Below are 22,889 nucleotides of genomic sequence, written 5' to 3'. Positions count from 1 at the left end.
TGATGCAAAAATACGCTTTATCGGCGAATTGTCCAAGAAAAGGCCCTGATTTCATGGCTCAATCGCCGCAAACTCCTTATCTTTGCAGTCAAAAACAAGGTATGAACAACGGCAGTTTAGTTTTTGTGCCCTCGGGAGGACTGGCCAATCGCATGCGGGCCATGGCCTCGGCGCACGAGCTGGGACGGCGCACGGGGGTGGCCGTCCGCGTGGTTTGGTTTCAGGACTGGGCTTTGCGCGCCCCCTATGCGGCCATTTTCGAGCCGTGCCCGGAGCTGTCGGTGCGCGAGGCCCGGCCGTTGGATTATCTGCTCCACGACCGTCCGCGCCGGCGCAACCTGTGGCTGCCGCGCCCGTTCCAGCAGCTGCTCTTCGACCAGCGCATCGACGAACCCGAGGTGACGCCGCTGAAACGGCAGGGCTTCGACTTCGATGCCTGGGCCGCGGGCCGCCGCAGTTACATGAGCTGCTATCAGGAGTTCGGCACGTTTCCCGACGCGGTCTATGCCCGCCTCTTCCGGCCGGCAAGGCCCGTGGCCGAAGCCGTGGCCTCGCTGGCGGCCCGGTTTTCTCCCCACACCGTGGGCTTCCACATCCGCCGCACCGACAATGCGGAGAGCATTCGGCAGAGTCCTTTGCAGCTGTTTGTCGAGGCGGGGCGGCGCGAGGTGGCGGCCCACGCCGACACGCGCATCTTTCTGGCCACCGACGACGAGCCCACGAAGCGGGAGCTGCAGCGGCTGTTCGGCGACCGTCTGGTGGTGCAGGCGGCCCCGGCCGACCGCGACAGCACCGAGGGCATCCGCGGCGGGCTGGTCGATATGTACGCCCTTGCCGCCACGGGGCACGTCTATGGGTCGGCCGGCAGCTCGTTCTCGGTCATGGCCTCGCGCCTTGGCGGGTGTCCGCTCACGGTTCTCCGGCAGTGAAAGCGGCTTTTGGGGGCTGCGTTTGCGGCTGTAAACGCCGTGCGATTGCGCCGCAAACGCGCGACGTTGAGGCCGTAAACGCGAGGCCGTTACGGCGCAATCGTCGGGCGAATACGCCCGTGCGGTCTGTGCCGCAGTCTTTCCCCGCAGTTCGCCCACGCGGTGGTAGCCCCGTCCCGGCCTTGGGCAGGGCGGGCGGCGAGGCCGTCCATGGCATGGCTTGAAACCGTATTCGCGGGACGTTAATTAATCGAAATAAGGTTAATAATACTTAATCCATGGGCGTTTTCACCGTTTTGCCGTGCGTTGTACGTCATAAAATATGTAATTTTGCAGAACCGATTATTTCCGGGGCACACTTAGAGCCCCATACACGACCGTGTTAATAGTCGCGCCTTTGGCCGGACGCGACGGTTAGTGAATCGGCCGTGGGGCAGGGCAAAAGCCATGGATGGTCTCTTTTAGACTGGAGGCGCCGTGAGGTCTCTGCCTGGTATCAAGGTAATAAAAACGTTTTTTAGTAGTAAATTTAAGTTTTAAAATGGACACTTTAAGTTACAAGACTATTTCCGCCAATAGGGAAACTGTGAAGAAGGAGTGGGTTGTCGTGGACGCTACCGACCAGATTGTGGGTCGTCTCTGCTCTAAAGTTGCCAAGCTCATTCGCGGAAAGTACAAACCTAACTTCACCCCTCACGTAGACTGCGGCGACAATGTCATCATTGTGAACGCCGAGAAGGTGGTGTTCTCCGGCAAGAAGGAGACAGACAAAGTCTACACACGCTATACTGGTTACCCCGGAGGACAGCGCTTCAACACGCCCGCGGAGCTTCGTGCACGCAAGGGCGGTGTCGACAAGATCATTCGTCACGCTGTCAAGGGCATGCTCCCCAAGGGCCGTCTGGGACGCGCCTTGTTGGACAATCTCTATGTTTTTGAGGGTGCCGAGCACGACAAGCAGGCCCAGAAGCCCAAGACAATCGATATTAACCAGTATAAATAATAAGGAGAAAAGATGGAAGTTATCAACGCAATAGGTCGCCGCAAGAGTGCCGTCGCTCGTGTTTACCTCTCTGAGGGTACCGGCAAGATCACAATCAACAAGAGGGATTTGAAGGAGTTCTTCCCATCGGCCATTCTGCAGTATGTGGTGAAGCAGCCACTGGAGCTGTTGGAAGTTGCCGAGAAATATGACATCAAGGCCAACCTCGACGGTGGCGGTTACACGGGTCAGAGCCAGGCTCTGCGCCTCGCCATTGCCCGCGCGCTGGTCAAGGTGAACGCCGAGGACAAGAAAAACCTGAAAGACCACGGTTTCCTCACACGCGACAGCCGTGCCGTGGAGCGTAAGAAGCCGGGTCAGCCCAAGGCTCGTCGTCGCTTCCAGTTCAGTAAGCGATGATTCGATTCAAAATTCAAGATTCAGCTTTCAAAATTTAAAGCTCGGGGTTCAAAGCGGAACCGCACCTCCGTGTGGCAGTCCGTGCCCATTCGCGTGGCGGCTCATGTCCGTTTGTCTCGTGGTTCGTACCCGTTCACACAACGGCTCATGTCGATTTGGACAGCGGCTCATGCGCTAACGTCGCGCCAGCCTAATTTTGAATTTTGAATTCTGAATTTTGAATTACAAAACTCTGTTTAGCATCCAAACCCGTGAGATTCGCATGCCGACTACCCACGGGCTGGTTCTAAAAGAATTAAAAGGAAAGTAAACAATTTAAAGAAAAAAAGACCATGTCAAGAACAAATTTTGACCAGTTACTGCAGGCAGGTTGCCACTTCGGCCACCTCAAGCGCAAGTGGAATCCCGCTATGGCTCCTTACATCTTCATGGAGCGCAACGGCATTCACATCATCGACCTGAACAAGACGGTAGCCAAAATCGACGAGGCTGCCGAGGCTTTGAAGGGCATTGCCAAGAGTGGCAAGAAGGTTCTGTTCGTCGCTACTAAAAAACAGGCCAAGGATATTGTAGCCGAAAAGGCTGCATCGGTAAACATGCCTTACGTGAACGAGCGTTGGCCGGGCGGTATGCTCACCAATTTCCCCACGATTCGTAAGGCCGTGAAGAAAATGACGAACATTGACAAGCTGATGAACGACGGTACGTTCTCGAATCTTTCCAAGCGCGAGATTCTGCAAATCAACCGTCAGCGCGCCAAGCTGGAGAAGAATCTGGGCTCTATTGCCGACCTGACCCGTCTGCCTTCGGCCCTCTTTGTGGTGGATGTGATGAAAGAACACATCGCCGTGAAAGAGGCCAACCGCCTGGGAATTCCCGTGTTCGGCATCGTCGACACCAACTCGAATCCCCGCGACATTGACTACGTTATCCCTGCCAACGACGACGCCAAGGACTCTGTGGAGGTGATTCTGAACGCTGTCTGCGCTGCCGTTGCCGAGGGCCTCGAGGAGCGCAAGGCCGAGAAAGCCGACGACAAGGCTGCCGAGGAGCAGGCCGATGAGGCCGCCGAGGGCCGCCGTCATGCCCGTCGTGCACGCAAGGAGACTGCAGAAGAGGTGGCCGAGGCAAAGCCCGAGGAGACCGCTGCACCTGCCGAGGCTGCCGCCGAGTAAGGTCATCATAGGGTCTTATAGGATAAGATAGGATCTTGTAAGACCCTAACACGCACTCCTATAAGACCCTATCGCTTTCAACAACAATTCGTAAAATTCAAAAGATACTATATTATTATGGCTGTTACAATAGAAGACATCAAGAAGCTGCGCACCATGACCGGTGCAGGAATGAAGGACTGCAAGAAGGCCCTCGCCGAAGCCAATGGTGATATTGACAAGGCAGTGGAGCTCGTTCGCGAGCGTGGTCTGGCCATCGCTGCCAAGCGTTCGGACCGCGAAACCTCCAACGGCTGCATGCTGGTAAAGAACGACAATGGCTTTGCGGCCATGATTGCGCTGAAGTGCGAGACCGACTTCGTGGCCAACGGAGCCGACTATATCCAGCTCACGCAGGAGATTCTCGATGCCGCTGTCGCTGCCAAGGCCCAGAGTCTGGAGCAGGTTAAGGAGCTCACACTGGCCGACGGCACGAAGATTTCCGAGGCTGTGGTGCGTCGTTCGGGCGTTGTAGGCGAAAAGATGGAGCTCGACGGCTATCTCGTTCTCGAGGGCGACAATGTGTATACTTATGACCACATGGGTCGCCACACGCTGTGCACGCTCGTGCAGCTCACCGCTGCCAATGAGGATGCCGGCCACAAAGTGGCCATGCAGGTGGCTGCCATGAAGCCGGTTGCTCTCGACGAAGCCAGCGTGTCGCAGGAGGTGAAGGACAGCGAACTCAAGGTGGCCGTGGAGAAAACCAAGGAAGAACAGATCGAGCGTCAGGTGAATGTGGCCCTGAAGAAGGCCGGCATCAACGCCAATCTCGTGGATTCCGAGGATCACATTGCCTCCAATGTGGCCAAGGGTTGGCTCACGCAGGAGGATGCCGACAAGGCCAAAGCCATCAAGGCCGAGGTGTCGGAGACGGCTGCCGCCAGCCTCAACGAGAGCATGATTCAGAACATTGCCAAGGGCCGCATGGCCAAGTTCTTCAAGGAGAACTGCCTTGTGGACCAGGAATTCCAGTTTGGCGATGGCGACAAGCAGAGCGTTTCGCAGTGGCTCGACAAGCAGGCCAAGGGGCTGAAAGTGGTTGCTTACAAGCGCTTCAGCCTTTCTGCAGACTGATTTCAACACGCAATCCAACAGACCGGGCCCCGCTGTGCGGGCTTGGTCTTCAGATATTAGCGGGGAGCCATGGGAGACTTGTCTTCTGTGGCTCCCGTTTGTTTTCTTTCAAAGTGCCGTTTCCCTCTGATGAAAAAGCCCTCTTGCCTGTTTGCTGCCGCCTGGTTTGCCCTGCTGATGACGGGGTTGCTGGTGTTGCTGTCTCCCATGGAGGCGGCGGCGCAGCGTGCCGTTCTGTCGAAGATGTCGCCGCTGGTGCGCGAGGCCTGGCTCCATGCGCGTCAGGAACGGCCGCACTTTCGTAAGGGTTTGCCCGCTCGTCCTGCCGTGCTCACCGCCTTTGTCAAGACCGCAGATGCCGGTTCGCAGGTGCTGGAGACTGCGGGATGCCGCGTGCTGGCCAGGTATGGCACGCTGGCCATAGCCGAGATTCCGCTCAATCGTCTGGACACGTTGGCCCGCAATGGCCACGTGTTGCGCATCGAGGCAGGGCGCAGGGCTACGGCCTTGATGGACACCACGGCCTTGATTGTGCAGGCCCCCGCCGTGTACGAGGGCTTGAATCTGCCTCAGGGCTACACCGGACGGGGGGTGCTCGTGGGGGTGCAGGACATTGGTTTCGACCTGACCCATCCCAATTTCTATTCCTCCGACTTCTCCACTTACCGCGTTCGAGCCCTCTGGGATCAGCTCTCCACCGACACGCTTGGCTCCGCGCTGCCCGTGGGTCGCGACTATGTTGGTCGTGCGGAACTGCTGTCGTTGGGGCACCCGCGCGACGGATTGATCCAGACGCACGGCACGCATACGGCGGGCATCGCGGCTGGAAGTGGGGCAGAGGGGCCGGGCGTCAACTCGCCTTATCGCGGCATTGCCTACGAGAGCGACCTCTGCTTGGTCAGCAATGCCGTGAGCGAAGACGCTTCGCTCATCGATCCTGCCGATTATTACAAGTACACCTTTGCCCTCGACGCCCTTGGTTTCAAATACATTTTTGACCAGGCCGACCGGATGGGGAAGCCTTGCGTCATCAACTTCAGCGAGGGCTCGCAGCAGGATTTCCACGGTTACGACCGGCTTTATTACGAGATGCTCGACTCGCTCTGCGGGCCCGGACGCATCATCGTTTCTTCTGCAGGTAATGCCGGGCAGGGCATCAATTATGTGGAGAAACCGGCAGGAACGGCCTCGGCCGGCGTGTTCTGCACCAGTGGGCAGGCCCGCGTCTATGCCACTGCCAAGGCAGATGGCGACTACACCCTGCGTCTCTCCTTCTATCGCGACAGCCTTCCGGCCTTGGTACGCGACTATAAACTGTCGGCCGTACTTGCCCGACCCGACTCCATGCTCCGCGACACGCTGCGGCTTGATACGGCCCGCTATGTGGTTACTGCCATGGCTTATCCCTCGGCTTACGATGCTTCAGAGACCGTTTGCGACTGGGCCATCAGCACTTCCGGCCAGCCTTTCCGCAATGGCGCGCCCGCTTCGCTCCAGCTTGTCGGGCGCGAGGCCCGCGTTGAGCTGTTTCCCGTGACCGGGTCTTTCTATCACAGCGCGATCGATCCCACGCTCTGCTCGGGCGACAACACCCACAGCGTCTACTCGCCGGCCAGTGCGCCGCGCGTCATCTGCGTGGGAGCCACGGCCTATCGCACGCAGTTTGTCAATTATTTGGGTAACCTGATGGTCTATGATAACGGGACCGACGGCCGTCGTACTCCCTATTCCGCCGTGGGCCCTACGTGGGATGGGCGGCTGAAACCCGATGTCATGGCACCGGGACAGAACGTTGTTTCCTCTTATAGCAGCTTCTACCTGGAGCACAATCCAACGGCCCGCGACCTCACCTCCGACGTGCGCCACTTCACGTATGGCGGCCGCACCTATGCCTGGAACAGCAATGGAGGCACCTCCATGGCCTCGCCCGTGGTGGCCGGTGTCATAGCTCTTTGGCTCCAGGCCGACCCTAAACTCACCCCCGAAGACTGCCTGGAGGTGATGGCTTCGACTTGTCGTCATCCCGACCCCACCCTCCATTATCCCAACCAGCTCTACGGACACGGCGAGATAGATGCCTATGCAGGGCTTCAGGCTGTCCTGGTACGGCAGGCCGCAGACGTCGCCGTGGTGTCGCCCCGACCGGCCGCTTCGGCCATCTATAGTCTTGATGGCCGCTATGCCGGCACGGATGTGTCCCGTCTGCAACGGGGCATCTATGTCCGTGCGGGACAGAAAATCGTCGTTCGTCATTAAGAATCATGAAGATATTTGCCATTGGTATGAACTACGCCATGCACAATAAAGAGTTGCACGGCACGTTATTGAAACCGGATGAACCGGTGATTTTCCTCAAGGCCGACTCCAGTTTGCTCAAGGATCACAAGCCGTTCTTCATCCCCGACCACCTGGGACGCATTGAATACGAGACGGAGATGGTGGTGCGTATCTGCAAGCTGGGCAAGACGGTGCCCGTGAGATTTGCGCCCCGCTACTATGATGCCGTCACCGTAGGAATAGACTTTACAGCCCGCGAACTGCAGAAAAGGCTGTCGCAGAAAGGGCAGCCTTGGGACCTGTCCAAGGGATTTGACGGGGCGGCGTGCCTCGGCGAGTGGGTGCCCAAGGAGAAGTTTCTCGACATTCAGGCCCTCCATTTCCATCTGGACATCAACGGAAAGACCGTCCAGCAAGGGTGCACGGCTGACATGCTCTACCGTGTGGACGAGATCATCTCCTACATCAGCCGCTTCTATACCCTCAAGACGGGCGACATTCTCTATACCGGAACGCCGGCCGGAGTGGGGCCGGTGCATGTCGATGACCATTTGGAGGGCTATCTGGAAGACCGTAAGGTGTTGGAGTTCAATTGTAAATAAAGGAGTTTTTCAGGCCATGAGAATAGACCGCCATGCTTGGGCCGTGCTTGCCGCCCTGTGCCTTTGCACCACGATGCAAGCCCAACGATTCTTCAATCTCACTTCCGACGAGGTGCGGGTAGACTCTGTGCTGCCCCAGTTTGCCTATTCCGTTCCCCTCGACGGGGCGTGGCAGGACTCTGTTTATACCGCTTCCATTCTCTATCCTGAGTTTATAGACATGACTCTTCAGGACGTGAACAACTATCGTTTGCTCTCGTCCGACTCCCTGCCTGCCCTGCCGCAGCTGGCCCAGCGCATCGTTCTCGACCGCAAGCGAGGGGCTCTGGAGGTGCAGTTCTGCCCACTGGTTTATCGTGAAGGACGGTATCAAATCCTTGTCAGTTTCATGTTGCGGGTGGACGCCCGCGTGCAGAACCGTGCCGTTCGGCGCGCTGCGGCTCTCACCCGGGCCACGGCGGCGTCCTCGCGTTATGCCGCCCACTCCGTGCTGGCCACGGGTGCATGGGCCAAGATCAGGGTGCCGTCCACCGGGGTCTACCAGCTCAGCGAGTCGCTCATCCGCCAGGCCGGCTTTACCGATTTGAGCAAAGTGCGGGTCTATGGCTATGGCGGCAACCTGCAAAATGAGGTTCTTCGGGCCAAGGATTTACAGGAACTCGACGACCTTCGCGAGGTGCCCACCTGCACTGTGGGCGGCAAACGGCTGTTTTTTGCCCGTGGGCCGGTGAGCTGGAGCAGCAACACGGCGGCCCGACGCACCCGCAATCCCTATTCCGACTACGGCTATTACTTCCTCACCCAGACGGCCGACGCACCGGCTCAAGTCGATTCTGCCACCTTTGTCTCGGCTTTCTATCCCTCCGCCGACGACTATCACAGCCTTTATGAAGCCGATGGTTACAGCTGGTATCACGGCGGACGCAATCTCTTCGACCGTGAGAGCACGGCTGTGGGGAGCACCCGTCGCGTGGTGATTGGCAACCGCAGCCGTTCCGCCTCGGGCCTGCTCTCGGTCAATATCTCTGCCGGAACAGTGAGCCAGGCCCAGATATTGCTCAATGATTCCGTGCTCGGCACGCTCACCGTCAGGCTGTACGGCGAGTTCGACAAGGGCAATGAGGCATCCGGCACCTACCGGGTCGCAGGACTTCATGCCACAGATACGGTGAAGATACGCGTGCTTTCCGGCGGCCCCGTGCGTCTCGACTATGTGTCGATGGCGTGGACTGATGCCGCCGAGCCCCCCCGCTTGTCGGCCGTCACCGCCGTTCCCGAGTATGTTTACCGCATTACCAATCAGGATCTTCACGCCGATGGCGCGGCCGATATGGTCATCATCATTCCCACTTCACAGAAACTTCTGGCCCAGGCCCAGCGTCTGGCGGCTTTCCACGAACGGCACGACTCGCTGCGTGTGCGCATCGTTCCGGCCGACGAACTCTATAACGAATTCTCCAGTGGAACCCCTGATGCCAATGCCTACCGCCGTTATCTCAAGATGCTTTACGACCGCGCCGAGACCCCGGCAGACATGCCTCGCCATCTGTTGCTCTTTGGAGACTGCGTGTGGGACAACCGAATGCTCACCAATGAATGCCGCAACTTCAATCCCGACGACTACTTGCTCTGCTTCGAGAGTGAGAATTCTTTCAACGCAGTGAGGTGCTATGTCGACGACGGTTTCTTCTGTTTGCTCGACGACGGCGAGGGCGGCGATCCCCAAAGCTCAGACAAACTCGACATGGGCGTGGGCCGTTTCCCGGTCACCACGGCCGAAGAGGCCAAGGCCATGGTAGACAAAACCATCGGCTATGCCACCAATTCCAATGCCGGGGCCTGGCAGAACGTGCTGATGTTCATGGGTGACGACGGCAACAGGAACCTGCACATGAAGGACCTCGACGAGGCCGCCAACGACATTGCAGCCCGTTATCCCGACTATTTGGTCAAGAAAGTGATGTGGGATGCCTATACCGGAGAGACGTCGGCGGCGGGCAACACCTACCCCGAGGTGAGCAGCATCGTCAAGCAGCAGCAGCAGGCCGGCGCACTCATCATGGACTATGCCGGCCACGGCCGCGAGGATCAGATCTCGCATGAAGTCGTTCTCAAGCTCTCCGATTTCGAGCATTTCACCAACAAGAACCTGCCGCTTTGGATCACGGCCTCGTGCGACATCATGCCTTTCGACGGCACCACACCCACCATTGGCGAGGCCGCCGTGCTCAATCCCAACGGCGGAGCCGTGGCTTTCTTCGGCACCACGCGCACGGTTTACGCCGATTACAACAAGCTCATCAACATGGCGTTCCTGCGTTTGGTGCTCAGCCGTCCCAATGGCAAGGCCATGACGTTGGGCGAAGCCCAGCGACAGGCCAAGAATCTGATGATTACTTCCGGTGCCGACCGCACCACCAACAAGCTGCAGTATTCGCTGCTCGGCGACCCCGCACTGTCTCTTTGCCTGCCCTCTCTCTCGGCCGTGGTCGACTCCATCAATGGCGTGGCCCTCTCTCCGTCGGCTCCTGTCAAGCTGCGCGCCGGCAGCAAGGTGCGCCTGTCCGGGCACATCGAGCAGGCTTCCGACTTTGACGGCGTGGTGACGGCCGTGGTGCGCGATGTGCGGCAACTCATCACCTGCAAGCAGAATGCCAGTGCTGAGACCACCAAGGCCTTTACTTTCTACGACCGTCCCGGCACGCTCTACAGCGGTTCCGACAGTGTTCGGCAGGGCCGCTTTAGCCTTTCGTTTGCCGTTCCACGCGACATCAGCTACTCCGACGAGAGTGGACTCATCAACCTCTACGCAGTCAACACGGCCCGTACGCTCACGGCTCACGGCACCGAGGATGGTTTCACTCTGAGCGGTTCCGACGAGACGGCGATGGATTCCGTGGGCCCTAAAATCTACTGCTACCTCAATACCGCACAGTTCCAGAACGGTTCGGCCGTCAATCCCACGCCCTATTTCGTGGCCCGGCTCACCGATGCCGACGGCATCAACGCCTCGGGCAGCGGCATTGGGCACGACATGCAGCTCATTATAGACGGCGACGCCTCGAAGACCTACACGCTCAACGACCATTTCCAGTTCGATTTCGGCACCTATACCAGCGGTTCCACCTATTATAATATACCCACCTTGGAGCCCGGCCGCCACACGCTGCTCTTCCGGGCGTGGGATGTTCTCAACAATCCCTCCACGGCCACGCTCGAGTTTACCGTGGTCAAGGGCCTTGTGCCATCCATCTATAGCGTCGATGTGTCGGCCAATCCCGCCTCCACCAACACCACGTTCATCGTGAACCACGACTTCTCAGGCTGCACCATGGACGTGTCCATCGACGTGTTCGACATGAGTGGTCGGCTGCTCTGGACCCATAGCGAGCGTGGCGTCTCTTCTCCGGGGGCCTACACCATAGACTGGGATCTCTGCCAGGATGGCGGGAGTCGGTTGCCCACTGGCGTGTACCTTTACCGCGTGCGGGTGGCCAGCGACGGCAGTGCCGAGGCCTCCAAGGCACGGAAATTAGTCGTCATCAGCAATAAATAGGCCGTTGCGGCGTTTATGGTGTAGTGTTTTGCCGCCAGTCATGGTTCGGCCATGGCTGTGCGGCTTTCTTTATTTCAAGGACAATCAACAATAGCAGATGAACAGAATCTTGAGAACGTGGATGGCCGGCATGGCCTGTATGGCGGCCACAGGAGCCGTTGCCCAGGACAAGGCCAATATGTTCAATCCCGTCAATGCCTCGGTCACTTCGCAGACCTTTGCCCCCGACGCCCGTTCGGCCGGTATGGGCGACGTGGGTGTGGCTACCGATCCCGACGCCACATCGCAGTACTGGAATCCCGCCAAATATCCTTTCACCGTGAGCCGTGCCGGCGTGGCACTCAACTATACGCCGTGGCTGCGCCAGCTCGTCAACGACATGGGCCTGGCCTATCTCTCCGGTTACTACCGCATTGGTGACTACAGCGCGGTGTCCAGTTCGCTGCGTTATTTCTCGTTGGGCGAGGTGCAGTTCGAGTCAAGCCAGAGCGGAGGCGCCGCGATGACCATCAATCCCTACGAGATGTCGTTCGATGTGGCCTACTCATTGATGCTTAGCGAGAAGTTCTCCATTGCTGCCGCGGTGCGCTGGATCTACTCCGATCTCACCTACGACTACACCAGCGACACGGCCCCTGGCTCAGCTTTCGCTGCCGACTTGGCTGCCTATTATCAGAATTATATCAACCTGGGCGACCGCGAGTGCCAGTTGGGACTGGGGCTTAACATCTCCAATGTCGGCAGCAAAATCAACTTCGGCGGAGACGATCGCAGTGAGTTCATCCCCACCAACCTGCGTCTTGGTGCCTCGCTCATGGTGCCCATTGACGAGTACAACCGGTTCACCTTTGCCGCCGATGCCAACAAACTGCTAGTGCCTACCTTGCCCACGGAGGCGCAATACAAGGAGGCCCGCGACAAGGACAGGTACAACGACTACGACGATTACGTGCGCAAGAAGTACTATGACCTCTCTTCCATCAGCGGTATTTTCAAGAGTTTCAGCGACGCTCCCGGCGGATTCAAGGAGGAATTGCAGGAGGTGCAGTGGAGCCTCGGCGCCGAATACACTTACCACGACCAGTTCACCCTGCGCGCCGGCTACCATGACCAGAATGCCAACAAGGGCAACCTGAAATATTTCACCGTGGGCGCCGGCTTCAAGATGAGCGTCTTCTCGCTCGATGCGGCCTATGTCATCGCCACGGCCAAGAGCAACCCGCTTGACCAGACACTCCGCATCACCATGAGTTTCGACATGGACGGCATCAAGGATTTGTTTAATAGAAGATAACTCCATAACTCCTTTCAAAACCAAAGAACCATGCAACGAATAGGAATGGGCTACGATGTCCATAAACTTTTGGAGGGCCGCGCCCTCATCCTGGGAGGCATCCGGATAGACCACACGCAGGGGTTGCTGGGCCACAGCGATGCCGACGTGCTGATACATGCCATCTGCGACGCCCTGCTCGGGGCGGCCAACCTGCGCGACATAGGCTATCACTTTCCCGATACAAGCGATGCCACGCTCAATATGGACAGCAAAATCATCCTGCAAAAGACGGTCGGGCTCATTGCCGCCAAGGGTTATCGCCTGTGCAACATCGATGCCACGGTGTGCGCCGAGCGGCCGAAGATCAATCCTCACATCCCTGCCATGAAGGTTTGTCTGGCCCAAGTGATGGGCTGCGACGAGGATCAGATCAGCATCAAGGCCACCACTTCCGAGCGAATGGGCTTTGTAGGCCGCGAGGAGGGCATGGCCGCCTATGCCGTCTGCCTGATCGAGCGGCTGCCGGCAACCGATTGAGCGGCAACCGACAGCCCATAGCACCGGCAGCTTTCTCCTATATTCATTTCCTACCAACGAGAATACGCCGGAACTCATCAACGAGCTCCGGCGTATAGCCTATGTTTAACTAAAAAACTTTTTCAAATCGAATGAAAGCCTCACGGTTTTCATTGTCATCCGTTAAACAATCTATCAAATCTACCTTAAACCTAATAACTAAAAACCTAAATCTATTACTAACCTAAACAATCTATTAACCTTTTGACGTTGCAAAGGTACGACGATTTCCGGCAAGCCGCAACACTTTTCCCTTGCTTTCCTGCAAAAGGCCCCGTTTTCTTGATGCAAATCAACGAATGTGTACGGACACAATGCTAATTTAGGCCTAAAACAGCCTGTTTGGCCGCTATCTTTTGAAATGATTTTATTACCTTTGCGATTAAATTAGTATTGCCCATGAGAGTACTCATCGTAAATACAAGCGAGAAAACCGGGGGGGCGGCCGTGGCTGCCGGCCGGCTGATGGAGGCCCTGAACAACAATGGGGTCAAGGCCAAGATGCTGGTGGGCGACAAGCAGACCGACAACATCATGGTGGCCGGCCTGCCCCGGCCTTGGCTGCAGCGGTGGAACTTCCTGTGGGAACGGTTCTGCATCTTCGCGCATCTGCACTTCTCGCGCGAGCATCTCTTCGAGATCGACATGGCCAACGCCGGTACCGACATCACCTCGCTGCCCGAATTCAGCGAGGCCGATGTCGTCCATCTCTCCTGGATCAACCAAGGGATGCTCTCGCTGGGCTCCATTCGCAAGATTCTTCGCAGCGGCAAACCCGTGGTCTGGACCATGCACGACCTGTGGCCGGCCTCGGCCATCTGCCACTATGCACGAGGCTGTGCAGCCTTCAAGACGGGTTGTCACCACTGCCGGCTGCTGCCCGGCGGAGGCTCGGTCAACGATCTTTCGGCCCGTGTCTACGCCCGTAAGCAGAAGATTTACCGCAACAGCAACATCCACTTTGTGACGTGCAGCAAGTGGCTGGCCGACCAAGCCCGGCAGAGCAGACTGCTTGCCGGCCTCTATGTGGAGCCCATTCCCAACCCCATCGACACCCGTGTCTATGCCCCACGCGACCGTCGGGAGTGCCGCAGCCGGCTGCAACTGCCCGTGGACAAGCGTGTCATCCTTTTCGTGTCGCAGCGTGCTACGATGGAGCGCAAGGGCATGACCTACTTGGTGGAGGCCGTGAGGCAGCTGGCCGAAAGCCGTCCCGACATGGCTGCCGACACAGTGGTGGCTATCCTCGGCGGCCACTCCGAAGACGTGGTCGCCCAGCTGGCCCTGCCCGCTTTCCCCTTGGGCTATGTGAGCGACGAGCGGAAGATTGTGGATGTCTACAATGCAGCCGACGTGTTCGTGCTGCCGTCGCTCGAGGACAACCTGCCCAACACCATCATGGAGGCCATGGCCTGCGGCGTGCCTTGTGTGGGCTTCAAGGTGGGCGGCATCCCCGAGATGATCGACCACCGGCGCAATGGCTACGTGGCCGCCTTTCGCGATGCGGCCGACCTGGCCGCGGGCATCCGCTGGGTGCTCGGCGAAGCCGACTATGCCGACCTGCAACGCCAGGCCCTTTCCAAGGTGGCCGCCAGCTATTCACAGCGGTCGGTGGCCATGCGCTACATCGAGGTGTACAATCAGGCCATGGCTTTTAAAGACTATTCCCTATGATTGCGTTTTCCCTTATCACCTGCACTTACAATGCCGGTCACGAAATCCAGCGCACGCTCGACAGTGTGCTGGCCCAGACGTACCCGGCCGTGGAGCACCTCATTGTCGACGGCCGGTCGGCCGACGACACCGTGGCCCGTGCCGAAGCCTACCGGAAATGGTCGGCCGAGGCCGGCAACGGCCACCGCGTGAGCGTGACGTCGGAGCCCGACGACGGCCTCTACGATGCCATGAACAAGGGGCTGGCCCGTGCCACGGGTGATTATGTGGTGTTTCTCAATGCGGGCGACGTGCTGCCCTCGGCCGACACGCTGGAGCACGTGGCGGCCAGTGTGGGCGAGGGTGAGCGGCTGCCCGGCGTGCTCTACGGGCTGGCCGACATTGTGGACGACGAGGGCCGCTTCCTGCGTCACCGGCGGTTGCAGCCGCCGGCCGTGCTCTCGTGGCGGTCGTTCCGCCACGGCATGCTGGTGTGCCATCAAGCTTTCTATGCCCGCCGCGACCTGGCACAGGCCACGCCCTACGACCTGCGCTACCGCTTCTCGGCCGATGTGGACTGGTGCATCCGGGTGATGAAGCGGGCCGAGGACGCACGGCTGCCGCTGCGTGGCGTGGGCGAGGTGCTGGTCAATTACCTCGACGGCGGCATGACCGTTCGGCACCACCGTGCCTCGCTGCTCGAGCGTTTCCGCGTGATGACCCGCCACTACGGCTGGCTCTCCACGGTGGCCATGCACCTGTGGTTCGTGGTGCGCAAGTAGGGCGACGCGTGCTTCGACCGCCCTGCCGCCTTGGGGTCTGCGCGATTGCGGCGTAACGGCCGTGCGATTACGGCGTAAAGTGCGTGCGATTGCGGCGTAAAGCGCGTGCGATTGCGGCTTCTTCATTCTGCGGCCACGCCCTCTTTGTTTCGTCCTCTCCCTTTTGGCCTGTTGCCAAACGCAAGCATCCCCCGTCGGACTGGCCGGCGGGGGATGCTGTGTGTTGGGGTGTAGGCGGAAGCCGCAGGACGGCTACACGTAGCGAATGATTTGTCCGGGCCGCACGGTCTGGTTCTTGCGGTAGCCGTTGAGCCGGCAGATGACGTCGACCGTCACGCCGCATTTCTTGGCAATCGACTCGAGGGTGTCGCCCTTGAGCACCTTGTAGTAGACGCGCTCGGGCACATTGGCCGCGTTGCGCACGGCCGTGGAGGCCGTCTCTTCGCTGTGGCCCACCTCGCCATAAATCTGGTCTCGCGTGTAGCCGCCGTTGCCAACCTTGCCGCGTTCGCGGGTAGCCACGTCCGACTCACGCTCGTAGGTGGCCTTGTTGAATACGTACTGGTCGGCCACTACGTCCTGATTGCGGAAGTCGAAGAAGAGCGCCGGGTTCAGGGCCACGCCGCAGAGGCGCGTCTCGAAGTGGAGATGGGAGCCGGTGCTGCGGCCTGTATTGCCGCCCAGGCCTATGGGTTCGCCCACCCGCACGTTCTGATTCTCGGTGACAAGCTGCTTGGACAGGTGCCCGTAGATGGTCTCCAAGCCGTTGGGGTGACGGATGACGATGTAGTTGCCATAGCCTCTACCCTCGTATCTCACCACGCGCACCTTGCCCGAGAAGGCGGCGCGGATGGTGTCGCCGATGTAGACCTTGATGTCGAGGCCCTTGTGCTGGCGGCCCCAGCGGCTGCCGAAGTTACTGGTTACCACGCGGCTTGGCGTGGGCATGCAGAAGTGGCGCAGGTTGATGACAAAGGAATCGGGCAGCTCGGTGGTGCGGTGTGCATAGCGGTTGTCCCAGTCGTCCCCATAAAGTTGAGCTGCGGGGGACTGCAGGTTTTCTTTTTCTACGAAAGCGCGGACTTCGATGGAGTCGAGCTTTTTGGCACGGCGGTCGACGGGAGCTTGCCGGGCCAGCAGGTCTTGCCCGCAGACGGGCTCCGCCGCCAAGGCAAAGAGGAGGGATAGGGCAAGTGTCTTTATTGTCGTCTTAAAAGTCATCTATATTGTTTTCTTTATAGGTTTTGGCCTTCCGCGGAGCCATCGACGGCATGACAAACAGCGGTCATGCCAACCCCGAAAACCAATTGACGGGCAACACGAGAGCTCTGCCAATTTTCGGAAGACCCGACAAAGATACTAAAAAAATGCCGCCAACGCCCTCCTCTTAACAGAAATTATGGTCTATTTAACACATTATGCTCGTTTCCCCCTACGCGTTAACAGTTAAATAACACAAAGGGAAGCATTTCAGTCCGCTGCTTGACCTATCGCAAGTCGTTGGGAAAAACAGAACAACATTTGCCGTATTCAGAATAGAATGCGTCCGACCGCGCGTTGCGAATGATATGGCCGCACTCCTCGAAAAGGCTGTTTCGACATGGTGTCCGCCCATTTGTGCATGGCTCCCGGCCGCCATTCGGCCCACGGCCGAAAGCCACCCCGTGGCGTGACGGACGGTGCCAAGCAAGGGGATATGGGGGAGGGCATGGTGCGGCTTAGCTGATGGCCGCCCAGTTCACGTGGGTCTTGCGCAGCTCGCGCAGGTGGTTCCAGAGTAGAGCATAGTCGGATTTCCGGCACTGGGGGTCGTCGTCGATGATGCGCTGGGCCTCGTCGCGGGCCATCTGCACGAGCTGGCCGTCGCGGGCAATGTCGGCAATCTTCAAGTCAAAAGCCATGCCGCTCTGCTGGGTGCCCTCGAGGTCGCCGGGGCCGCGCAGCTTCAAGTCGGCCTCGGCAATGCGGAAACCGTCGTTGGTGTCGCACATGATGTCGATGCGTTTGCGTGTCTCGGCCGAGAGCTCGTAGCCGGTGACGAGGATGCAGTAGCTCTGTTTAGCCCCGCGCCCTACGCGTCCGCGCAGCTGGTGGAGCTGGGACAGGCCGAAGCGCTGGGCCTCGAGAATGACCATGACCGAGGCGTTGGGCACGTTGACGCCCACCTCGATAACCGTGGTGGCCACGAGGATCTGCGTCTCGCCGCTGACAAACTTCTGCATCTCGGCCTCTTTCTCGCGGGCCTTCATCTTGCCGTGGACCTTGCTCAGACGGAACTCTGGAAAGATGTCGCAAAGCGAGCGGAAGCCGTCTTCCAGGTTCTTGAGGTCCATTTTTTCGCTTTCCTCAATGAGCGGGAACACGATGTAGACCTGCCGCCCCTCGCGAATCTGCTGGCGTATGCCGTTGTAGAGCGAGGTGGTCTGGTTGTCGTATTTGTGCAAGGTCTGGATAGGCTTGCGGCCGGGAGGCAGTTCGTCGATGACGCTCACGTCGAGGTCGCCGTAGATGGTCATGGCCAACGTGCGCGGAATGGGCGTGGCGGTCATGACGAGGATGTGGGGCGGCCGCTCGCTCTTGTGCCACAACTTGGCCCGTTGGGCCACGCCGAAGCGGTGCTGCTCGTCGACGACGGCCAGCCCCAGCCGGCGGAACTGCACGGTATCCTCGATGACAGCGTGGGTGCCCACGAGGATGTCGATGTCGCCCGAGGCCAGCCGGCCGAGCACTTCGCGCCGCCGCTTGCCCTTGACGACGCCCGTGAGCAGGGCCACGCGCACGTCGGAGTCCCGAAGAAACGCGCGGATGGTGTCGAGGTGCTGCTCGGCCAGAATCTCGGTGGGGGCCATGATGCAGGCCTGGTAGCCGTTGTCGATGGCGATGAGCATGGTGAGCAGGGCCACGAGTGTCTTGCCCGAACCCACGTCGCCCTGGAGCAGACGGTTCATCTGGCGGCCTGTGCGCATGTCGTTGCGTATCTCGTGCATCACGCGCTTCTGGGCCCCGGTGAGGGCAAAAGGCAGGTGATCGTTGTAAAAAGAGAGGAAAGCGCGGCCGATGCGGCTGAAGATGTAGCCCTGGTATTTCTGCCGATGCTCGGCGGCATAGCGCAGGATGTTGAGCTGCACGTAGAACAACTCCTCAAACTTGAGGCGCACCTGCGCGCGCTGCACGTCGTCGAGGCTCTGCGGATAGTGAATCTTGCGGAAGGCATCCTCGCGCGACATGAGGTGAAGGCGGCCTGTCATCGACGGGAGCAGCGTCTCGGCGATGGCCCCCGGCGGGATGCGGGTCACGAGGGCCTTGGTGAGTTTCTCGATGGCGCGCGAGGTCATGCCCATGTTTTTCATCTTCTCCGTGGTGACGTAACAGGGTTGCATGCCCATCTCGGACAGCTTCACGTCGGTGGCTTTCTCCATGTCGGGGTGGGCAAACTGGTAGCGCCCCTGAAACACCGTGGGCTTGCCGAAGACGATGAACTCCTCGCCCACCTTGTAATTCTGGTAAACATATTTGGTGCCATTGAACCACACGAGGTCGACGACGCCGTGGCCGTCGGTGAAATGCCCGACGATGCGCTTCTTGCGCGGCCCCATGGCAAACTCCTCGAAGCTCAGGATGCGGCCCTTGACCTGCACGAACGGCATGTCGCCCGTGAGTTCGTCGATGCGGTATATCCGCGTGCGGTCCACATATTTATAAGGATAATACTCCAGCAGGTCGCGCCACGACTTGATGTTGAGCTGGCTGCCCAGAATCTCTTTCCGGCGTGGGCCCACGCCGGCGAGGTACATGATGTCTTGGTCTAAGATGGTGGGCATGATGAATCGAGGCCAAATCTTTGTCTTTTTCCCTTTTTACTCTTTTACTTTTTTACACTTTTACCCTTTAATTGGCAGAGTGCCTCGCCCACCAACAGGTCGAACGGCGTGGTGAGTTTGATGTTCTCGCGGTTGCCTTCGACCATGGTCACCTGGCAGCCAAGGCTCTCAACGACTGAGGCATCGTCGGTAAAGCTGTCACGATAGGGCTGGGCAAAAGCCTGGCGGGCCAGGGAAATGTCGAACACCTGGGGGGTCTGCACCGTGCGGAAGTGTGCGCGCATGACGTTGTTGCCGTGGCCGCGGTCCACATAGCGCAGCGTGTCGGTGACAGGCATCACGGGTATGGCGGCATAGTCTTCGCGGGCTGCGTCGAAGCAGCGACGGATGACCTCCGGCGAGACAAAGGGGCGCACGCCGTCGTGGATGGCCACGAGGCCCTCGGCGTCGGCGGGAATGCAGGCCAGGCCGCGCTGCGAAGAGGCAAAGCGCGTGTCGCCGCCGTCGGTCAGGGTGTGGGGAATGTCGAAATGGTGTTGCGTGCAGAGCTGTTGCCACAGGAGTTGCTGGTCGTGGGGCAGCACGAGGATGAGGGAAAGGTCGGGGCTGAAAGCATGAAACTTTTCCAGCGTGTGCATGAGCACCGGCCGGCCGGCCAAGGGCAGAAACTGCTTGGGCAGGTCGCCGCCCATGCGCAGCCCCTTGCCTCCGGCCACGATGATGGCATAGTCCATAGGGTTGTCTTGATGTTGGAACAAGCGGGGGCGCGCGTCTCAGCCGCGCGACTCCATGAGATGAACGTACATCATGCCCTGCTGTATTTCGCGCATTTGGTCCTCGCCAACGAAGTAGCTCAGGATGCGGTAAGCGTAGGGCAGAGTGGCGGCGGGACCCTCGCCGGTGATGATGTTGCCGTCTTCTTGCCACAGGCGGGCCGTGTAGTCGGCCCCGGTGAGGAACTTCTCGAAGCCCGGGTAGCAGGTGGCTTGCCGGCCTTGCAGCAGTCCGATGGCGCCGAGCACCATCGGGGCGGCGCAGATGGCACCGATGCGGCGGCCGCGCTCGTGCTGGCGGAGCAGGGCCTGGCACACGCCCTCGTGGGCCTTGAGGTTGGCAGCCCCCGGCATTCCGCCGGGTAGCAGGAGCATGTCGGCATCGGCAAAGTCGCCGCCCTGCTCGAATCGCATGTCGGCCTTGATGGTCACGCCGTGTGCGGATTCCACGAAATCGGAGCCCGTGACGCTTACTGTCTTCACCTCGACACCGCCGCGGCGCAGGATGTCGACCGGGGCCAGTGCCTCGATTTCCTCGAAGCCGGTGGCCAGAAATTCATAAACTTGAGCCATAGTCTTGATGGGATTGGTTGCCGTTTGCGGCCAATTGGCATCGCGTCGGGCCGTTAAACACTGTACAAACTTACGAAAAAAATCTACTTTCGGGCCCGTGGCGTGTGTTAATTTAGGATAAAACGGCACATTCGTTGGCCGTAGAACGGCTTTTGTTGACGATTTTGCGTAAATTTGCAAGAGTAGCCAAACAGACTGCACACAAACTCGAAGACGAGAGACTTATGAAGAAAACATTATGGCTGTCGGCCCTTGCCCTTTCGGCAACGTCGGCTATGGCGCAGCACATTCAGTATCCTGCAGCCCCGAAAGACGGTACCGTGGACGAATATTTTGGTGTAAGAGTGCCCGACCCTTTCCGCCCTTTAGAGAATGACACCAGTGCCGAGACCCGTGCTTGGGTCGAGGCAGAGAATGCCGTGACGGCTGCCTATCTGGGCAAAATCCCGTTCCGCAGCAAGCTCATGGCCCGGTTGAAAGCCGTGGCGAACTATGAAAAGGTGGGCGTGCCCTTTGAACAGCACGGCGCGTGGTACTGCTATCGCAACGACGGATTGCAGAATCAGAGCGTGCTCTACCGGCTGGATCGGCTGGGCGGCACGGGGCAGGTGTTTCTCGATCCCAACGCTTTGAGCACGGATGGAACCGTTGCCCTGCGGGGCGTCAGCTTCTCCAACAATGGCAAATACATGGCTTATACCATCTCGAGAAGCGGCAGCGACTGGCAGGAAATCTATGTCAAGGACGTGAAAACAGGCCGCGACCTGCCCGACCATATCCGCTGGAGCAAGTTCAGTGGAGCCGCTTGGTACGGCGATGGATTCTACTACAGTGCCTACGATGCGCCGGAGAAAGGCAGGGAATTCAGCAGCAAGAACGAGGTGCACAAGGTGTACTACCACCGCATGGGCACGCCGCAGAGCGAGGATGTGCTCTTCTATCAGAATCCCGCCTACCCTCTGCGCTTCTACAGTGTCTCGGTGAACAAGGAGGAAACGCTGATGTTTCTCTATGAGGCGGGTGCCGGATCGGGCAACAATCTCTACGTGCGCAACCTGCGCGTGCCCGGCTCCCAGTTCATCCAGATGACGGCGAACATGGACCTGCAGTATTCGCCCGTACAGACCATAGGCGACAGCATCTACCTCTACACCAACGACGGCGCGCCCCGCAACCGCCTGATGGTGACCACGGTGCAGCGTCCGGGCTTTGCGGAGTGGCAGGAACTGGTGCCCGAGGGCAGCGGTGTGCTCGAGGGTGTGACCTTTACCAACGGCCGGATGATACTGGAATACAGCCAGGATGCTTCGAGTCATGCGTACCTCTATACGCTGGAAGGGCGTCGGCTGCACGAGATCAAGCTGCCCTCGGCAGGCAGTGCCTCGTTCTACGGCAAGCGCGAGTTGAAGGAGTGTTTCTACAGCTTTTCCTCGTTCACCGTGCCCGGCACGGTCTACCACTACGATGCCGAACAGGATCGCAGCACCGTCTACGCGCAGCCGAAAGTGAACTTCAGGCAGGGCGATTTCGTGACCGAGCAGGTGTTTTATACCAGCAAGGACGGCACGCGCGTGCCGATGTTTCTCACCTATAAGAAAGGATTGAAGCGCGATGGACGGAATCCTGTGTACCTCTATGCCTATGGCGGGTTCAACATTTCGCTGCCCCCCTCGTTCTCTTCCATGCGCATTCCCTTCCTCGAGAGCGGGGGCATCTATGCCCAAGCCAACCTGCGCGGGGGCAGCGAGTATGGTGAAGAGTGGCATTTGGCCGGCACAAAGATGCAGAAGCAGAACGTGTTCGACGACTTTATCGCCGCTGCCGAGTGGCTCACCACCAACAAATACAGCAGCAAGGACAAGCTCGCCATCGTGGGAGGCAGCAACGGCGGACTGCTCGTCGGTGCGTGCATGACGCAACGCCCCGACCTCTTCAAGGTGTGTGTGCCCGAGGTGGGCGTGATGGACATGCTGCGCTACCACCGCTTTACCATCGGATGGAACTGGGCTCCCGACTATGGAACGAGTGCCGACAGCAAGGAAATGTTTGAGTATCTGCGGGCCTACTCGCCCCTGCACAACCTGAAACCCGGCACCCGCTACCCGGCTACGCTCGTCACCACGGCCGACCACGATGACCGTGTGGTGCCGGCCCACTCGTTCAAGTTTGCCGCCACGCTGCAGGAGTGTCAGGCGGGCGAGGCTCCGGTGCTTGTCCGCATCGACAGCAAGGCGGGGCACGGAGGTGGAAAGCCGCTGGCCAAACAGCTCGAAGAGTATGCCGACATCTACAGCTTCATCATGCAGAATCTGGGCATGAAGTATAAATAAGGACAGGCCTTGCCCGTGGCACGCCTCTACAAAAACATGGAATCCGAA

17 protein-coding genes are annotated in these 22,889 nt (G+C 59.1%); 13 read left to right on the top strand and 4 right to left on the bottom strand.

Features of this window, described 5'->3' with window-relative positions; all coding sequences use genetic code 11:
* Positions 1-101: 101 nt before the first annotated feature.
* The 12 genes from PREDE_RS05710 to PREDE_RS05655 all read left to right on the top strand — a co-directional run bounded on the left by PREDE_RS05710 (position 102) and on the right by PREDE_RS05655 (position 15,344).
* Positions 102-929 carry a NodZ family protein gene (locus PREDE_RS05710; protein ID WP_005844970.1) on the top strand — a complete coding sequence of 276 codons (828 nt, stop codon included), beginning with the start codon at positions 102-104 and terminating at the stop codon, positions 927-929.
* Positions 930-1,470: 541 nt separating this feature from the next.
* Positions 1,471-1,932 carry a 50S ribosomal protein L13 gene (rplM, locus tag PREDE_RS05705; protein ID WP_005844966.1) on the top strand — a complete coding sequence of 154 codons (462 nt, stop codon included), beginning with the start codon at positions 1,471-1,473 and terminating at the stop codon, positions 1,930-1,932.
* Between the two features lie 12 nt (positions 1,933-1,944).
* Positions 1,945-2,331 carry a 30S ribosomal protein S9 gene (rpsI, locus tag PREDE_RS05700; protein WP_005844964.1) on the top strand — a complete coding sequence of 129 codons (387 nt, stop codon included), beginning with the start codon at positions 1,945-1,947 and terminating at the stop codon, positions 2,329-2,331.
* Between the two features lie 332 nt (positions 2,332-2,663).
* A complete protein-coding gene (gene rpsB / locus PREDE_RS05695; protein ID WP_005844962.1) occupies positions 2,664-3,506 on the top strand; it encodes a 30S ribosomal protein S2 in 843 nt (280 codons plus the stop codon).
* A gap of 117 nt (positions 3,507-3,623) precedes the next feature.
* The gene (tsf, locus tag PREDE_RS05690) at positions 3,624-4,622 is read left to right on the top strand and encodes a translation elongation factor Ts (RefSeq protein WP_005844960.1); all 999 of its coding nucleotides are present in this window, start codon (positions 3,624-3,626) and stop codon (positions 4,620-4,622) included.
* Between the two features lie 129 nt (positions 4,623-4,751).
* Complete coding sequence (locus PREDE_RS05685) at positions 4,752-6,878, top strand: S8 family serine peptidase (RefSeq protein ID WP_005844958.1); 2,127 nt, start codon at positions 4,752-4,754, stop codon at positions 6,876-6,878.
* Positions 6,879-6,883: 5 nt separating this feature from the next.
* Positions 6,884-7,501: a fumarylacetoacetate hydrolase family protein gene (locus tag PREDE_RS05680; protein ID WP_005844956.1), complete on the top strand. Its 618-nt coding sequence runs from the start codon at positions 6,884-6,886 to the stop codon at positions 7,499-7,501.
* Between the two features lie 16 nt (positions 7,502-7,517).
* Complete coding sequence (gene porU, locus PREDE_RS05675) at positions 7,518-11,057, top strand: type IX secretion system sortase PorU (protein WP_005844954.1); 3,540 nt, start codon at positions 7,518-7,520, stop codon at positions 11,055-11,057.
* Between the two features lie 97 nt (positions 11,058-11,154).
* Positions 11,155-12,351, top strand: coding sequence for a type IX secretion system outer membrane channel protein PorV (gene porV / locus PREDE_RS05670; protein WP_005844951.1), 1,197 nt, complete (start codon positions 11,155-11,157; stop codon positions 12,349-12,351).
* Positions 12,352-12,381: 30 nt separating this feature from the next.
* Positions 12,382-12,870, top strand: a complete 489-nt coding sequence (gene ispF, locus PREDE_RS05665) for a 2-C-methyl-D-erythritol 2,4-cyclodiphosphate synthase (protein ID WP_015298537.1) — start codon at positions 12,382-12,384, stop codon at positions 12,868-12,870.
* A gap of 438 nt (positions 12,871-13,308) precedes the next feature.
* Positions 13,309-14,583: a glycosyltransferase family 4 protein gene (locus PREDE_RS05660; RefSeq protein WP_005844945.1), complete on the top strand. Its 1,275-nt coding sequence runs from the start codon at positions 13,309-13,311 to the stop codon at positions 14,581-14,583.
* Entirely contained in the window at positions 14,580-15,344 is a 765-nt protein-coding gene (locus tag PREDE_RS05655) for a glycosyltransferase family 2 protein (RefSeq protein ID WP_005844943.1), read from the top strand. The genes PREDE_RS05660 and PREDE_RS05655 overlap by 4 nt, the downstream gene beginning before the upstream one ends.
* 252 nt (positions 15,345-15,596) lie before the next feature.
* Here the strand turns inward: PREDE_RS05655 and PREDE_RS05650 are convergent, their stop codons facing one another.
* The 4 genes from PREDE_RS05650 to PREDE_RS05635 form a co-directional block, all read right to left on the bottom strand.
* On the bottom strand, positions 15,597-16,565 hold the full coding sequence (locus tag PREDE_RS05650) for a peptidoglycan DD-metalloendopeptidase family protein (protein WP_005844941.1): 969 nt from the start codon (positions 16,563-16,565) through the stop codon (positions 15,597-15,599).
* 497 nt (positions 16,566-17,062) lie between these two features.
* Positions 17,063-19,165, bottom strand: coding sequence for an ATP-dependent DNA helicase RecG (gene recG / locus PREDE_RS05645; protein ID WP_005844939.1), 2,103 nt, complete (start codon positions 19,163-19,165; stop codon positions 17,063-17,065).
* Positions 19,166-19,209: 44 nt separating this feature from the next.
* Positions 19,210-19,899: a 2-C-methyl-D-erythritol 4-phosphate cytidylyltransferase gene (locus PREDE_RS05640; RefSeq protein WP_005844937.1), complete on the bottom strand. Its 690-nt coding sequence runs from the start codon at positions 19,897-19,899 to the stop codon at positions 19,210-19,212.
* Positions 19,900-19,938: 39 nt separating this feature from the next.
* Complete coding sequence (locus PREDE_RS05635) at positions 19,939-20,511, bottom strand: DJ-1 family glyoxalase III (RefSeq protein WP_015298535.1); 573 nt, start codon at positions 20,509-20,511, stop codon at positions 19,939-19,941.
* Positions 20,512-20,735: 224 nt separating this feature from the next.
* On the opposite strand from PREDE_RS05635, the gene PREDE_RS05630 reads away from it, so the two are divergent.
* Complete coding sequence (locus PREDE_RS05630) at positions 20,736-22,841, top strand: prolyl oligopeptidase family serine peptidase (RefSeq protein WP_015298534.1); 2,106 nt, start codon at positions 20,736-20,738, stop codon at positions 22,839-22,841.
* The last annotated feature ends 48 nt before the right edge of the window (positions 22,842-22,889 follow it).

The sequence above is a fragment of the Prevotella dentalis DSM 3688 genome, assembly GCF_000242335.1.
Taxonomy (GTDB): domain Bacteria; phylum Bacteroidota; class Bacteroidia; order Bacteroidales; family Bacteroidaceae; genus Prevotella; species Prevotella seregens.
The sequence above is the reverse complement of the archived record's forward strand: the minus strand, read 5'-3'. Positions and strand labels throughout refer to the sequence as shown.